Origin of the sequence: Halioxenophilus aromaticivorans (assembly GCF_042850945.1) — a bacterium.
GTDB lineage: Bacteria > Pseudomonadota > Gammaproteobacteria > Pseudomonadales > Cellvibrionaceae > Halioxenophilus > Halioxenophilus aromaticivorans.
In genome coordinates, this window is record NZ_AP031496.1 from 4,919,693 (window position 1) to 4,935,402 (window position 15,710).

At 50.2% G+C, this 15,710-nt stretch carries 11 protein-coding genes; 2 read left to right on the top strand and 9 right to left on the bottom strand.

What is annotated here, in order from left to right; genetic code table 11:
* Nucleotides 1-31: 31 nt before the first annotated feature.
* Nucleotides 32-1,057, top strand: a complete 1,026-nt coding sequence (locus ACGHM3_RS21005; RefSeq protein ID WP_390517130.1) for an IS630 family transposase — start codon at nt 32-34, stop codon at nt 1,055-1,057.
* Nucleotides 1,058-1,169: 112 nt separating this feature from the next.
* Nucleotides 1,170-2,864, top strand: a complete 1,695-nt coding sequence (locus ACGHM3_RS21010) for a methyl-accepting chemotaxis protein (protein ID WP_345417019.1) — start codon at nt 1,170-1,172, stop codon at nt 2,862-2,864.
* 68 nt (nt 2,865-2,932) lie between these two features.
* Here ACGHM3_RS21010 and ACGHM3_RS21015 read toward each other — a convergent pair whose 3' ends face one another.
* The 9 genes from ACGHM3_RS21015 to ACGHM3_RS21055 all read right to left on the bottom strand — a co-directional run bounded on the left by ACGHM3_RS21015 (nt 2,933) and on the right by ACGHM3_RS21055 (nt 15,391).
* Nucleotides 2,933-6,505 (bottom strand): PilC/PilY family type IV pilus protein, encoded by a 3,573-nt coding sequence (locus tag ACGHM3_RS21015; RefSeq protein WP_345417023.1) that lies wholly within the window; start codon nt 6,503-6,505, stop codon nt 2,933-2,935.
* A gap of 72 nt (nt 6,506-6,577) precedes the next feature.
* Entirely contained in the window at nt 6,578-7,144 is a 567-nt protein-coding gene (locus tag ACGHM3_RS21020; protein ID WP_345417026.1) for a PilX N-terminal domain-containing pilus assembly protein, read from the bottom strand.
* 4 nt (nt 7,145-7,148) lie between these two features.
* Nucleotides 7,149-8,129 carry a PilW family protein gene (locus tag ACGHM3_RS21025; protein WP_345417029.1) on the bottom strand — a complete coding sequence of 327 codons (981 nt, stop codon included), beginning with the start codon at nt 8,127-8,129 and terminating at the stop codon, nt 7,149-7,151.
* A 2-nt stretch (nt 8,130-8,131) separates the two neighbouring features.
* Nucleotides 8,132-8,659, bottom strand: coding sequence for a type IV pilus modification protein PilV (gene pilV, locus ACGHM3_RS21030; protein ID WP_345417032.1), 528 nt, complete (start codon nt 8,657-8,659; stop codon nt 8,132-8,134).
* 411 nt (nt 8,660-9,070) lie between these two features.
* Nucleotides 9,071-12,628 carry a PilC/PilY family type IV pilus protein gene (locus tag ACGHM3_RS21035; RefSeq protein WP_345417035.1) on the bottom strand — a complete coding sequence of 1,186 codons (3,558 nt, stop codon included), beginning with the start codon at nt 12,626-12,628 and terminating at the stop codon, nt 9,071-9,073.
* Between the two features lie 75 nt (nt 12,629-12,703).
* Complete coding sequence (locus tag ACGHM3_RS21040; protein ID WP_345417038.1) at nt 12,704-13,270, bottom strand: PilX N-terminal domain-containing pilus assembly protein; 567 nt, start codon at nt 13,268-13,270, stop codon at nt 12,704-12,706.
* 25 nt (nt 13,271-13,295) lie between these two features.
* Nucleotides 13,296-14,375: a PilW family protein gene (locus tag ACGHM3_RS21045; protein WP_345417041.1), complete on the bottom strand. Its 1,080-nt coding sequence runs from the start codon at nt 14,373-14,375 to the stop codon at nt 13,296-13,298.
* Entirely contained in the window at nt 14,296-14,787 is a 492-nt protein-coding gene (gene pilV, locus ACGHM3_RS21050; protein WP_345417044.1) for a type IV pilus modification protein PilV, read from the bottom strand. Before pilV (ACGHM3_RS21050) ends, ACGHM3_RS21045 begins: the two co-directional genes overlap by 80 nt.
* Before the next feature lie 79 nt (nt 14,788-14,866).
* Complete coding sequence (locus ACGHM3_RS21055; RefSeq protein WP_345417046.1) at nt 14,867-15,391, bottom strand: GspH/FimT family pseudopilin; 525 nt, start codon at nt 15,389-15,391, stop codon at nt 14,867-14,869.
* Nucleotides 15,392-15,710 lie beyond the last annotated feature (319 nt).

Here is a 15,710-nt window from a genome sequence, read left to right on the forward strand (position 1 = left end):
GGTGAGTGTATATATCTGATATAATGCTCGGATGAACAGTAAACCAGACACTCGCACTCTATCATTCGACGCAATAGAAGAAAAACGACGTACGGCGCAAAAGTTGCGCAAGACAGGAATGACTCGAGCAGAAATTTCTGAAATCGTTGGAGCTCACCCCGATACCGTTGGGAGGTGGCTGAAAATTCCTCCCAACAAATTAAAAATCAATAAGCGCGGACCTAAAAAAGGCGAAGGAACACTTCTGTCCAAGGAGCAGAGCGACAGAATTAAAAGCCTGATAACAAATAGGACGCCAGATCAACTGCGGTTGGACTATGCATTGTGGACTCGCCAATCAGTACAGCAGCTAATTCTTCAAGAGTATGGAGTTGAGCTAGCGGTAAGAACGGTTGGCGATTACTTGAAACGCTGGGGAATGACGCCACAAAAGCCTCAGAAGCGCGCTTATGAGCAACGAGCACCAGAAGTAAAGAAGTGGCTTAAAGAAGAATATCCAGACATCAAAGCGCGCGCGAAGTCTGAAAATGCCGAGATATATTGGGGTGACGAAACAGGCTTGCGTAACAATTGCCAGCACGAACGAGGTTACGCCCCGAAGGGAAAGACGCCGGTAATCAAGCTAAACGCAAATTCTGAGTCGATCAACATGATATCTGCAGTCACGAATCAGGGCAAAGTTCGGTTTCGGTTTTTCGAAGGAACCATGAACGGCGACATACTTATCGATTTTATGATGCGCTTAGTTAATTCAGCTGACCGCAAGGTATTTTTAATTTTGGATAACTTACGAGTGCATCATTGCAAGCCGGTCAAAGAATGGCTAGAGGATCACAAAGAGATGATTGAGGTGTTTTATCTACCTGCGTATTCTCCAGAGCTTAATCCTGACGAGTATTTAAACTGTGATCTAAAGAAAGGTGTTCACAGTGGTAAGCCGGCTAGAAATAAAAAGCAATTAAAGTCTAAGGCACAATCTCACATGGCGATGCTGCAAAGAAAGCCAAGTCGGGTCAGGAAATATTTTAACAATGAATATATCAGCTATGCCGCCTAGCAGACGTATATTTCCACCGGGTTAATAGGATGCATAGTAGTTACTACCCTTTATTTCGAAAAAGCATTTGAATTCCACCGACTATCCACCGCCAACCCACCGTTTAATTACTATGAAACTGATTCAATTATTCAAACGCTCCCTCGCCAGACAATTAGTATTGGTGCTAACCATAGGAACCCTACTCACCTTAGCCATCACCCTTGTTTTAGCCTACGCCCAGTTTCAACAAACGCGCAAAGTACAAACCTTGTTGGAGGTCGACACACAAGCCGGCATCGACATCTTGGTCTTGAACACAAATTTTAAGATTCAGGTGCAGGAGTGGAAAAATACACTGTTGCGAGGCAACAACCCAACCGAACGTACGTTCTACTGGCAACGTTTTTTGGATCAGGAGCAGGTCATCAAGAAAACAATTGCGCATTTCCAATGGGTACTAAAAGGCAACACACAGCACGCGGCAACACAACAGTATTTACAACAATTCGTCGATAATTACCCAGCCATGATGACGTCCTACAAAGCGGCGTATCAGGTATTTATAGATAGCGGCAGCGCCAGTGAGGCAGATCAGCGCATCAAAGGTATCGATCGTCAGTCAACCGAGCTGCTGAGCGCTGCGGCAGCACACTACATAGAAGACCTGCGCCGGGATTCTCGCCAGGACGTTGATGCCAATCAAACGATCTTTCAATTGGCCATTCCGTTACTGGTTGCCGGCCAGGTACTGATCCTTATTTTGGTTACCATTGCAATAAAGCACCTTTTTGTACAACCGGTTCAGAACCTGCTTGAGCAACTGCGTCGATTACGCGACAAGGACTATTCAGAACCCGCGGTTTCCGAGCAACACAATGAGCTCGGCGAACTCTCCCGCGCCGCTGATCGAGTCAGACTGACCCTCGTAGAAATGCTGATTGAGCTAGACCAGTCCACTGTAATGATTTCTGACATGGCCAATAACGTCAGCGCCACTTCCGGAGGCATCGCCAGCAGTTGCGCCAATGTTCACGCAAGCATGGACTCAGCTCTGGCTGCGTCTCATCAAATCCATAACAGTATCACCACCATTGCAGACAACTCTCAAAACGCAGTTGGCCTGGCCCAGTCAGTTTTAAGCCAAACCGAGGCAGCCAAAGATACAATCTACCAAACCAGTAAGGCCATGACAGCGCTGGCCCAGGAGATTAAAACATCTTCCCAGGCTGTAATGGAGCTAGAACAAAACGTCGCTGCAGTGGAAAGTGTGCTGGATGTGATCGTTTCCATAACCGAGCAAACCAACTTGTTGGCGCTCAATGCGGCCATCGAAGCCGCCAGAGCCGGTGACCACGGCAGAGGATTTGCGGTTGTGGCAGGAGAGGTTCGAGCACTGGCGCAAAAAACCCAGAGCTCCACCAGCCAGATCCAAGCCATCATCCAGGCGTCACAAGCCAGCACGCACAAAGTCGTACTCTCAATGCAAGGCAGTATGGATAAAGCGGAAAAAGCGGTGCGGCTTAGCAGCCTAGGCACCGTAACCATAGACCAGGCGCAAAACGCGGTGCAAGACATGCACTCACTCAATCGCGCCATAGCGCAGCACACAGACGAGCTGAATCAAGCCTCAGCGGAAATTAACGACAGCCTAGGCAAGGTTAACCAAAGTGTTGATGTCAATGCAGAAGAAGCTACGCTATTGGCGTCAGCCACCGTGGAACTGCACAATACCGTTTCGCTGTTCGATGGCATTGTCCAGCAATACACCTACTCTAGAACCAGTGCCAACCATCGTGAAACAGCTGGCGAGGTAGATTTATTTTAACGCAGCCTCCCCTCCGCCCCGCCTAACCCCTGTTGATTCTGCGCAAGGTTATTCAGAGAGTCTTAACGTTACTCGCCGAACAGCTCCTGCCAAGCCATGCGGCCAGTGCCTGTGGAAGACTCCGGGCATACCCATCGGTAATGAATGGCGCCGTCGATGGTGCTATAAGCTTGGTAAAAACCACTGCCACTGGAGCAAGGCACATTTTGCGCCTCACCAGAGCCAATAAATTTAGAGCCCGCCGGCAAGCCTTTACGACCTGGCGTCTTTTGGCTAACAAAATCGCTATCGTCTGCGTCAATCACGCCATCGTTATTAAAGTCGTAAATGGGCGTGCGCGTGGCGGTGCCCTGGGCACTGATAAAATTCAAATAACCGTAGCCACCGGCGCTGCAGGTGGATTCCTGCGGTACCGAGCTGAAGAAGAAAATCGTGCCCAGCAACAGCGAGGGCTGAATGGTTACTCGCTCGCCGGTATCCGGTAGCGGCATGTACCAACCGTATTGATCTTGATTGGCATCATCGAACCAGGCTATTGGGTCGGAATACGGTGACTGGTCATCAATTTTGCGGCCAATAACCACGCCGTTGGCGTTACTGGCATTCACCAGTTTACGCTGCAACAAAGCGCTGCGGTCTAGGCCACCAACACCACGATCCCAAATACCGTAGAAGGTCTGCTCCTCAGCGCTGCCAATATCGGCCTCTTCAATTAACTGGCCGGTACCGAATAGCACCAACACGTTAGGTTCGTTACCGGCGTAAGCGGTTTGTTCGTTCTTCACTACTAACGGCGCTGAAGTAATGGCTTGAGCCACGCCACTGCTGTTGGTGGCGGTAAATAACGGTGTACTGCCGTGGGCGGCTTTCCATTCGCTTGAATCGGTACTGCTGACATCGAAGCCCCACAACTGGCCGTTTAAATCCCCGGCATAAATGCGATCGACTACTCGGTCGCCATCGAAATCTACCAACGCTGGGGCCGACAAACCATTATTACCGGTAGAGCCCGTGTCTATTTTGATCCAGTCGTCCACGTCCCAAGAGCCATCGGCGCCGGCCTCAATAAAGATGATAAACAGTACAGCACTGCCATTGGTGGAGTTGGCGCCATTACCCACCACCACGGCAAAACGGCCATCGTTCATCATGGTGATTTTAGGCTCACTGAAAATATGGCCCATGTCCGGGTCACCAGTGGCGGGGCTGCTGTCGCGACCGTCGAATTCCCACAACACAATATCTTCGGCGCTGCTTTCACTGAACGAGCTTGGGTCGGTAACATCCAGCGCGTAAAGGCCTTTACCGCCAAGGCCCAGGGCACCCATTAGCACCGTGCGCCAACTTTTGTTGGTACCGCCGGCGGGGTCGATAAACACATCGGAAACACCGATGGCGCCATCAACGTAAAAGCGGTGTTGATAATTTTGGTCCGTTAAATAAAACAAGCCTTCTATTTCCGAGCTACTATCAGCCAACATGCTCGGGACGTAGGCAAACAGTTCTTTGCCGCCGGTACTAACATCGCCATCAAAGGCGTGCAACATGCCGTCGTTAGCACCAACGTAAACTACCGAGGCTCTGTTCTCATTACTTTTGTAAAACGCCGAATAGCTGCTATTGGCATCGCCAAAAGGCAAAGCTGCTTTTGCGCTGTAATCGGGGTAATCGCTTTCCGGTGCGCCGATTTCCGCCGGCGAGGAATTGATGATATCGCCGAGGATTCCTAAACCACCATCCACTCGGTTGCGGTACTCACCAGGAAATTCAGCACCGCGCACATAGTTAACCACTTTACCAAGGGTATCGCTATTGGAGCCGTCGCCGTCTAAATCGCCCTGCAGCTCAGCACTGAAACTGCTGGCATTGTCGGCGGTAAAGGCTATCCCCTTACGCACGCTCGTGCCGTTGCTATCACTAAAACCAGACAGCGTAATAATGTCGCGGTCATCCGCGCCCGGCAAAACGTCTTTTACCCGGGCGGTGAGTTTATCGTTGGCACTCCAGGCGGCGGTGGTGCTGAACAAACTACCAGTGCCGCTTTTGTTGTAGGCAAATGCCTCTACATCCCCCACCCATTGGGTGCCCGCGAAATCGTAGGTAGCCTGGTACAGTGCCGTACTGGAATCGATGGAGCCTGCGTTAAACGAAACCGTAGATCGAGAACCGCTATCGCTATCCACTAAGGCAAAGATTGTACGGAAGGCCTCTTCTAACTCCTCTTGGTTAAGCGCCGGGTAAACAATGCCCTCAGGTGCGCCACCAACCCCGTTACTGGCCGCCCGCGCCAACACTTTGCTATCTTGCAAGGAGGTATCGAATCCACCGACGAAAAACGTGGAGATATTAATAGGTTCGTTACCGCTGAGGTCTGGCCGCAGGTCGATGTCGTACATCGCCATGGTGACATCATCCAGTGAGCCCACGTCCCGGCGAATTAAATTATTCCTGGCAGTGTAACCGTACTCTGCGTAGTTGGAGTCTTTTTTATCGTAGCCAGTAAACGGACCATTGCCACTCCCATTACGCCCGGTAAGGTAGCTACTCACCAAACCGGTTTCGTTGGGCTCGCCATCGGTTAATGCGATTACGTAGTTCTTTTGGCAGGATTCGGTAATGATTGAGTCGTCGTCGGAACCGGGTTTTGCAACACCCGTGGCGTAGGCCGGCTTGGTATCGAAGACCTGCTTAGTAAGGGCCGTGTTTGTGCGACTCGCATCGTTGTTGTATAGCGTGACCCTTTCGTTATCGTGGCCGGTTACGTAGTAACGGGTAATATCCGATAGCGACTCGCCAATGGGTGTAAAACCTTCGGCCATCATGGAATAAATTTGGTCGATAATGGCTTCGCGTTGGGTGTATCCGGTTTTGACTTCGGTGTCGATATCATCGATACCGACCAGTATTTTTGCTCCGCCATTTTCGGGAGTTTCCTGGCCCACGGGCACCTGTTCAAAAGCCGCCAATCCAATACGCTTGTTGGTAAGGCTGTTTATCAGGGTCTCGCCGGCCATTTTAGTAATGTCCATGCGCGTGCCTGAGCCCGCCTTGCGATCGCCGGCCCAATAATCTGGCCCGGTTTGGGTAGCATTGGAAAAGTAATAATTAAGCTGATTACCATCAAAGGTTTGGTAATTGGTCACCCCCACTACAGGGCTTAAATCGTAGCTGGCGCCACTGGCAAAACACGCCACCGGATAGCGCTCACCACCAGTGGTACTGGTGCCCCACTGGAAATCGTAGGTTTCGGTTCCGCCGTTTCTACCTCCGATGCTCTTGGTGTAGGTAAAATACGCTAAGCCGTCGCTATCGACCCTGGCAACAATATCTTGGTAAACGCCGTTATCCGGGTCGCGGCCTGGCGTGAACCGGGACGTTTCTAGGGCTAAGCTAGCCGGGCAATCGGCATAGGAGTAACTGGCGTCGTAATAGCCCAATTCAAAGGTTGCCATGGAACCGGAGTTATCCATAAACAACATAATATTGGGCTCGGTGCCGGCGCTGGATAGAATTGGCTGATCTGGCAATTCCAAGGCATTGCTTCCACCTGCTGCGGTAAGCACACTAAACCCAAGCGCCGCAAATTTAAAATTTGCGCGCTGTTGCGGCTGATTTTTGTAGGAGGTGTTAATGCGAGCCATGTCGTCGTGTTTAATCTTTCTATTTGTTAAGTCGCGCCGCGCTGGTAACAGCACTCGCGAGCAATAAATTCATTAAAAGCTGTAATAACCAGACAACATACGCACCGGCGTACCTTGGCTGCCCTGGGCCCGCACCACAACACGAAATACGTTGGCCATGGGGATTTCATCGGCTTGTTTGTAATTGTTGTTCAGGTCTACACCGATGTTTTGGCCCGGCATGGCCATCTCGCCTAGGTGCTCAATAAAATAGCTGGCACTGTAGCCCGCGGTACTGAGCTGCGCCGCAGCTTTGGTATTGTTTTTGGCCCAAGTGGTTTTGGCCAAATAATCCGAGGGGCCTTTGCCCTCGGCGTACAAACCGTTGGTACCGTTATCGTTAAACGCGGCAACGCCGGCCGCCGCCATTACGCTATTGATATGCGCTTCGGCTTCCAACAACGCTGACTCAGCCACTTGAAACACCACGTTAGATTCTCGTACCGCGTTGGTGGCACGCTCCTGTATCACCACACCCCGGTTGGCAGACAACACCACCATGGTAAGCACGAGCAATAAAATTAAACTCACAATCAGCACTGCACCGCGCTGGCTATCCATGACGGTGGAAGATTGCTTTCTTGCCGATAACTCAAACACGAAATTAGCCCCCCGGTGCCGTGCGATTACGAATATTGGTGGTTGCGGTGTAAGTGCGATTGAGCTGATTACCCTGCACTAACTCCTCACTGGCAACGGTAATGGTGGTTCGAACGGCAATAATTTGCTGCGGGTCCGCCACCGCTGCAGGGGCAACAAATTGCTCTACCGCGAGGTCGTCGTCGTTATCAATGCCGAATTCCACTTGGAAATCTTCAACGTTGGCAATCAACTCAAAACTTTGATCGTTCTCTCGACGAAACAGTGCATTGTTTTGGTTTTGCCCCTGGGCAACAAAATAGGTGAACACCACGGGTTTCATCACTGTGGCGTCTAAGCCATACAATGCTTGGAACTGATCCGAACTATTGCTAATGCTATTGCTGTTTTTGTCGGTAAATGCGGTGCTGTTATCACGCTCAATAGTTTGGTTAGCGCCGCCGGTTTTAATAAAGATTTCGCCCTGGCTGCAGTTGCTTACTAGCAGCACGGCGCCATCATCGATACCGCCCGGGCAGCTACCATTGAGGGTGATGTCGCCGGCCAAGCTGGTTAAGCTGGCGGCCAAATTAAATACCCCTGGGCACACCGGCGCTGCACTAACAATTTGCAACGTGTCCGTATTCGGAATCACATTCTTACTGCCAACCTTAGTGGTGGCGTCTGCGGTGTTGCCGCCGACGGTATCCAAACTGTAGTAGTCGTAAAACGACGGGCTGGGTGCCCCCTGAAGGCCGTTGGTTAACGTGGTGCGATCTCGCAAGCAACCGCTAAAATCCGCGTTGCGAATATCTCGGCTAAGCACTTCCACCGCAACGCGTCCGCCATCCTGCACGCTGGCCATGGCGTTTTGTAATCGCGCACTGTCTCTGCTGCTGCTAAAAATTTGGGTTACGCCAAACAAAAGCGTTACGCCCAAGGCCATAGCCACCAGCAGTTCTACCAGGGTAAAACCCCGTGTCGAAACTATTTTTAAGTGTCCCATGGCTACAGCTGCACTTCCAATTCAAACTGTTGTAACTCGCCGTTAGCATCGGGAAAATCGTCATCGATACGAATGGCCTCACGCCAATTTACATTGATGGTATGAGTGTCGGTGGCGACGTTGTACACGATAGCGCCACCGCCTTGGGGTAGCCCCCCATCGGTTAGCCCACCTTTAATCGCCTGGCTCCACTCAAATGCGTCACGCTGTGCAATTTGCGCCGGCGTACAATTATTGCCGCAGCGCTGCTGGGCCAATTGAGTAAAATCCAAATTATTGTATGCACCGTTGTCCACACCCTCAGCGTTGGAACGCATACGCTCCGCCATATCGTAGGCGTAAATAGTTGCCATGGTGCGAAAGCTACTGCCGGCAATATTTTTGGCACCCATGAGTTGAATGCTGGCCATGCCAAGAAAGCCGATGGACAAAATAATAATGGCCACCAGTATTTCTACCATGGTAACGCCGTGTTGAGCCTGGCCCTTAGCTGGCGCAGAAAACTGATTGTGTTGTTTAATAGGGGCCATCTACTCCCACCCTTGCGTGTCTTTTTGGTACTTTTTTGCAGCGCTGTTGTCGTCTTTCATGCCTCACCTTAGCCAACAGATGCCTCCGCTTTGCCGTCTCAAAGAGCGGCGATTGTGAATCAGTTTAGAGTTATCAACTTCCCTTGGCGGGCAAAGATTGACACTTTAGGTCTCAACTGGTCACTTTACGTCCAAAAAGACAGATTTTTGACTTCGCACAAACATACAACATCCATGGTTTTGCACCTAGAAACTTAACATTAAATGGCGGCTGGATAAGACAAGTGGCGAGTAGGTTGGGATAAACGGCGACAACGATTACAGCGGTTTTTTACGACACCCATAAACGTAAAAACCCCAGCGCGATCGGCTCGCACTGGGGTTGGTAAAGGCAGAGAATTAGCGGTTAATTTAGCGCCTTAAAAGGTCTTGCCAGGACATTCTACCGAGGGTTTTGTTGTGCAACGCGCAGCGTGTTTGATAAGTGATCTCACCGGTTGTATTAGACACCGCTACTTTAACAGGTGTATAACCTTCGGCGCAGCTATTGGTACTTGTCGGGTCGGCAATGGTTGCTGTACCCGCCGGCATACCTCCAATCTCGGTGCCAACATACCCCAGATCGTCCTCATCCACTTGCCCATCGCCATTAATGTCTTCCGTGGGTAAATTGGAAGCCATGCCATCCCAAGCAACACTGATAATCCAGCCCGAACCACCGTTGCCACAAAGCGAAGAGGTGGGCAGAGACGTGGTAAATAACACCGAGCCGCGGCTCACGTTGGGGTTTACGGTGATGCGCTCACCGGCTTCTGGCATGGCCATGCCCCAGCCATGCTTGCCATCGGTGTTGGCATCACTGTACCAAGTAATATCTTCACCGGTGACTTTACGCGTTGGCAGCGTTTGGCCGTTGTCCATGGTTACATTGGCGTCCACCAGCGTTCGGGTTTGCAAATCACTGCTGCTTAAGTTGGCATCTCCACGATCCCACACCGCGTAGAAACCGGTAGCATCGGTGTTATCGTAGTCGTCTTCTTCTAGTATTTTGCCGGTACCAAAATACACCAAAGAATTGTAGCCATTACCCGCCGAGGCGGTGTCTGGGTTCAGAGCCACGGAAGGCTGGGTAGTAATTGGCTGGCTACCGGTATTAAACAAAGGATTGGCGCCATAGGCAGAGCCCCATTCGGATTCGTCGTCACTGGAGACATCGTAGACCCAAAGGTTACCTTGCAGATCACCCACATAAATACGATCGGCAATGCGGTCCGAATTAAAATCCGCCAGCACCGGCGTGCTCATACCGTTTTCGCCCAACAGCGATGTGACCGAAAGTGACCCGGCATCCAGTTTCATCCAATCACCGGTGGTCCAGTTACCATCAGCGCCTTGCTCTATAAACACAATAAACAGTTTTGCTTGGCCGTCATCGCTGTTGTAACCATTGCCGAACACGGCGGCCCATTTGCCGTTGTTCATCATGCTCATTTGTACTTTGCCGTAGATATAACCGACGTCTGAATCTTGCTCTGGGCCGAATTCCCACAGCACCAAATTTTCTATGTTGCTTTCGTCTTTACTGAACGTTGTTGGGTCGGTGACGTCCAGCGCATAAATACCACGGCCTCCGGCACGCAGGCCGCCGGCAATAATGGTGCGCCACGAGGGCGAGTCAGCCCCGGCTGGATCAATAAATACATCTGAAGCGGTTATCCCACCGTCGACAAAAAACCGGTGCTCATAACGCTCATCGGTGAGGTAGTACAAGCCCTCTTCCGTGCTATCTTCGTTATAGAGCAGGCCAGGAATGTAGCCGAATAGTTCCTTGCCGCCGTTATCAGGATCACCATCAAATGCGTGCAACATGCCATCGTTGGCACCCACATAAACCACCGACTGGCGGTATTCTTTCTTTTTGGCAAACTGAGAATATTTCTGCGTAGCAGATCCAAATTGAGTGATTAGCTTGCCATCGGCCGATTTGGAGCCGTAGTCCGGGTAATTGAGTTCCGGCTCACCCACCTCAATTGGTGATGAGTTAACAATATCACCCAGTAACCCCAAACTTTCTATAGAGCCATCGCTATTGTAGGAAGCGCGATCTCGAAAACCATCGTAATGCTTGCCGCGAATATAATTAATTACGGTTTTTGCGTGACTGGAATCGCCATCGCCCTCTAAATCCCCTTTAGCCTCGGCGCTGAAGCCGTTTAAATTTGCTTCGGTAAATTCGATACCATCGCCGTCTGCAGATAGGGTGAATATCAATCGGTCTTCGTGGCCATCGTCGCCAAGATTCAACACTCTATCATTCAACTTTTCCGCCGCGGACCATTTTGCTTTTGTGGCGAATTCTTTAGTACTTTCATTGTATGGGTAGCTGTGTAGGTCACCTGTCCAACGAAAATCTTCTCGATGATAGGTCGCCTGATAGAGCGCAGTGCCCGCCTCAATGGAGCCAGAGTTAAATGCCACCGCGGTTTGCGAGCCAGATTTAGAAATAATCTCTTCGAAAATCTCTTGGAAGCTTTTCACCAACTGATCGCCATCGTCGGCTTGGTACAATTTACCAGTGGTAGCGTTATTCCCGGTTTCGTCCAAGTCGACGCCAACACCCACCCCGTTATCCACCGCGTTGGTGATAACAGTGGATGGGCTAACACCAAAGCCGGCTATTAGATAAGTCGTAATATTATTGCGTACCGCCTCGCCTTCTGCCGTACCATCGGGCTTTCTTAGATCTGGGCGCAGATCCATATCGTAAAGCGCCAGAGCAACATCATCCAGAACGTCGTCAGAACCGTTGGTTGAAGTTTGGTTATGGCTAGAGGCATAACTCGATACGTCCGAGCTGACTTCCGAGTCCCGAGATGGCTGACCATCGGTCATCATCACAACGTAGTTTTTTTGGCACCAGGCTTCAATAACCGGTTCTGTTGGTGCTTTTCCGCCGGTAGCGCCTTCATATTTCGGGTTGGTATTAAAAACAGAAGTGCCTTTCGCAACTTTGCTGGTACCGGTAGATTTTGTGAATTCATCGGCGGGCTCTGGGTGCAGCACCAGGTTTTGATCTTGGGTACCCTCAATAAAATAGCGCCCCATGTCGTACAGGGTTTCACCCAGCGGAGTCGCCCAATAAGCTACGATATTATTGATTTCTTCAATCATTACATCGGCATGGGTTTTATCTGAACTACCATCAACGAACTCATCAACCGAATCTATATGAACCATAACTCGGCCACCGGATTCATGATCGAAACCGCCCAAGCCGATTCGAATATCATCCAAACCACGCACGAGTAGTTTGGCGGCATCCTGAACAATCTCTATTCGTTCGCCCACGCCGAACTTTTGGTCTTCCTCACCCCAGTTATCTGCACCTGTTTGACTATCATTAGAAAAATAGTAATTCCAGAAATTGCCCTTACCCGCCTCTCCGTGATCGAAAAAGTCTCGGTTGTCGTCAATCTGAGAGCCCGGGTTCGAATAGTTATTAAAGTCCGCGGAATACTTAACAAAATACTTATCTTCCTTGTCAAAACACGCTTTGGGCTTACCAGTAACCAAGTCCGTACCCGGTGTATTCCCCCACGCATAAGTTATTCCGTTATGAAAAATAAGTGCATTGCCACTTGCATCGGTTCGAGCCTCAACTTCATGGTAATACGTCCGGGTTCCACCTCTGCGACCACCTGAGTAAGTAGTGTAGGTATTTGGCAACACCATCGTTGAGCTACAATTACTGTAATTTTTAGTAGCGTCGTAATTCCCATAATAGAAATCATCGACCATCGACCCAGAATCATCCAGCACCAACATAACATTGTGTTCAATGTTTGAGGTTAACAATAGCGGCACATCCGGCAATTCCAGAGAATACACAGTATGGCTTACGGATAACGCCAAGCCGCCCGCCAATGCCGGCGCGGCGCTGCGATTAAGATGTTTAAATAATTTATTCACTGGTACCGTCCTTTTCGGCCAACCAAACCCGGGCCGAAATTTTTTGTTACACCATGTTGTAGTAAGCGCTTCAACCTACAGCGCATTAACGCTGTAATATCCCGCTATAATCTGTTCCGTAACGCCGTTAGGCCCCACAGCGCGAACCACCACACGGAAAACATCTGCCATTGGGCTATCGTGTGGGAATGAATAGTCGTTTTGCATGGAGACGTCCTGCATACCGCCGATCATGCTCACCTGGCCCATGCTTTCAATAAAATACCAAGCCTGGTAGTTGTCTACGATGCTTTCCGCTGCGCGCAACTTGTTGCCGGCAGTATCCCAGGTACTGTCGGCCAAGTAGTCGCCTGGACCATCCCCTTCAGAATACAGGCCACCTGTACCCATCGAGTTAAAGTTGGCAAAGCCCGCAGCATCCAATGTGTCGATAAAGTTTTCCGCTTCCACTAAGGCGGATTCTGCCACCTGAAAAACTAGGTTAGTTTCCCGAATGGCAGAGGTCATCCGCTCCTGCATAATCACGTTGCTATTAGCACTCATCACCACCACGGTTAGCACTAATAGAATCACCAAACTTACTGCCAGCACAGCGCCAGATTGACTACTAGGACTGGCAGTATTTAATGTTCTTCTTTTCATACTATTTCTAAACCTTGCAAGCGATTTAATTGCTAGCTTCGGATAACACCAGGCGATTTCGAATGCTTGAGGTGCCCGAATAAGTGCGCGTTAATGGCTGCCCGTTTAATTCGCTGTTGCTGCGAACAGTTAAACTCACGCGAGCGGATACCACCTGAGACATATCGGTTGGGCTAGCGGAGAATACATCCGCTGCTCCGTCGGCTGGGTCACTGGTATCACTGCCGTACATAATTTCAAAACTTTCCACATTAGGTACTAACTCTTGCACATCGCCGTTATCGCGCCGGTAAAGCGATGTTCCGTTACGCGTGTTTGTTGCTAAGAAATATTCACGCACAAAAGGTCGTAGCACCTGCGCTTCTTCGCGATAGGTGGTTTGGAAAATCGCTGAGGAATTGCTAAGCGAACCTACCGGCGAGGTAGTATGCTCGATGGTGGTAGCGGTATCGGCGTTGGTTTTGACAAAAATATCACCAAACTGGCAATTGCTTACTAAAAGGATAGTGCCTTGCGGAATGGCGCAACTGGTACGGAAGGTCAATGGGTCGTCTTCGTCACCGGCGGAGCTGTCTAGGCTGCTGATGCCGTCGCAAGCCGGCTGCGCTCCAACAATTCGAACGGTGCTGGTGCCATCAAGTACTTTTCGGCCACCAATCGTGGCATCCTTGGCGTTAGTAGTACCGGTGATACCGCCGCCATTAAAAAAGCCGGTAAAGTCACCGCCACCGGTTACCAAGTTCTGCACACGAGATTTATCATTCACACAACCGGCAAAATCAGCATTGCGAAAATCACGACTAATAAAATCCATGGCGATACGGCCGGTGTCTTGCACCGATGCCATAGCCTCCTGTACTCGAGTGCCCTCGCGAGAGCTATCAAACACCGTCAAAACCCCAAGCATTAATAAAACGCCCAAGCCCATAGCAACGAGCAGCTCGATCATCGAGAATCCTCGTTGGCCTTTGACTTGGAATTTTGTGGGCGCGAATATCATGCCTTGCTCCGAATTCACTTCGTTTTTATAGCCGTACGGTGAGGACAAGTTCTTGTTCGGTGTCGCTATCGTCTTGTTCGTAACGGCCGGTTTGGACATTTTCATTCCAAGTAATGGTTATTTCGTAGGTTTCTTCATCGGAATCAAATTCAATTTCGCCGGCGCCACCGGGCAAACCACCATCGGTAGGCTTAGCCTCAATCATTTGCTTCCATTGATACACGTCTAGGTCTGCTTGGTCGGCAAAACTGCAGGTTGTACAGTTGGGATCCGTTGCGCTGGATGTTTTGGAGTTGTTGTAGCTGTTGGCGTTGATACCCGCAATATTGGCGCGCATGCGCTCCACCATGTCGTAGGCGTATAGAGTAGCAACGGTGCGGTACTGGCTATTGGTGACATTTTTGGTGCCCATCAGCTGAACGCTGGCCAGGCCCAAAAACCCAATGGAAAGGATAATAACGGTAACTAAAATCTCAATGAGCGTTATACCGCGTTGATGTTGTACCGAGTGCATCATAAAAACCTACTTCTACTCAGCCAGGGTCATCAACGCGGTAATTATTCAGCACTGCTGTGCTGACATGGTTCAGTATTGGTTATGGGCCATTGCAGTCATCTGCATCGCCAATCCAAGCCGAACCGCTAATTAACAAGTTGATGTATCGCCCGGTTTCGTCGTCGCGATTGTCACACAATTTAAATGCCTCTTCGGTGTCCGAAGGCGGCGTTCCAGTACCGTTAGCAGCGGCAAAGCCACGGCTATCAAACTCTATGGCGGTTGCGCCTGCTACGGCAGAAAGAGCGGAGCCACTGGCCAATGCCTGCCACACTCTTATTTCTTCACCGGTGTCCAACATATCGTCGTCATCGGCGTCGAGGTAAACGACTAACCCATTGGGCCAGTTGGTGCCATCGACTGGCGCTAAAAATACCCGCCCACCCTGCCGCAGTGCTTCTGCTCGCGCATACTGTATGGCGGACAAAATCTCATTAGCGTTGGCAACCATGCGGTTACGCTGCATGGTTTCGTTAAAGTTAGGGACGGCCACCACTGCCAAAATTGCGACAATTGCAATCACGATCAGCAATTCAACAAGTGTAAAGCCCTTTTGGTTCACCACTGTGTAACCCCTAAATAGATGAATAAAAGCTTAGTGGACGGCATTTTACATTGCAGCCCGGTGCGGATTAACGGCAATCAACCGCTCACTAGTGGGAACGGCAATTGACGAGGTGCTCTAATTCACGAATGAGCGGAATAGGATGATAACGCTAAGTAAAAACCCGGCGCGAGGGGAGAATAAAAAGAATGTCACACAGCGAAACCAACGGTCTCAACCACAAGTGAAAATACGGGTAAAACGAGGCTGGAGCGGTAACAATCAGCTGTTATTGTCGCTCAGCTGTTTTAACGCTTAGCAGCATAACGCGGTTTACTAA

Excerpts from the sequence above, each read along its gene's own strand:
- ACGHM3_RS21005 (WP_390517130.1), top strand. The coding sequence starts at position 32 with ATGAACAGTAAACCAGACACTCGCACTCTATCATTCGACGCAATAGAA.
- ACGHM3_RS21010 (WP_345417019.1), top strand. The coding sequence starts at position 1,170 with ATGAAACTGATTCAATTATTCAAACGCTCCCTCGCCAGACAATTAGTA.
- ACGHM3_RS21015 (WP_345417023.1), bottom strand. The coding sequence starts at position 6,505 with ATGGCTCGCATTAACACCTCCTACAAAAATCAGCCGCAACAGCGCGCA.
- ACGHM3_RS21025 (WP_345417029.1), bottom strand. The coding sequence starts at position 8,129 with ATGGGACACTTAAAAATAGTTTCGACACGGGGTTTTACCCTGGTAGAA.
- pilV (WP_345417032.1), bottom strand. The coding sequence starts at position 8,659 with ATGGCCCCTATTAAACAACACAATCAGTTTTCTGCGCCAGCTAAGGGC.
- ACGHM3_RS21040 (WP_345417038.1), bottom strand. The coding sequence starts at position 13,270 with ATGAAAAGAAGAACATTAAATACTGCCAGTCCTAGTAGTCAATCTGGC.
- ACGHM3_RS21045 (WP_345417041.1), bottom strand. The coding sequence starts at position 14,375 with ATGAAAATGTCCAAACCGGCCGTTACGAACAAGACGATAGCGACACCG.
- pilV (WP_345417044.1), bottom strand. The coding sequence starts at position 14,787 with ATGATGCACTCGGTACAACATCAACGCGGTATAACGCTCATTGAGATT.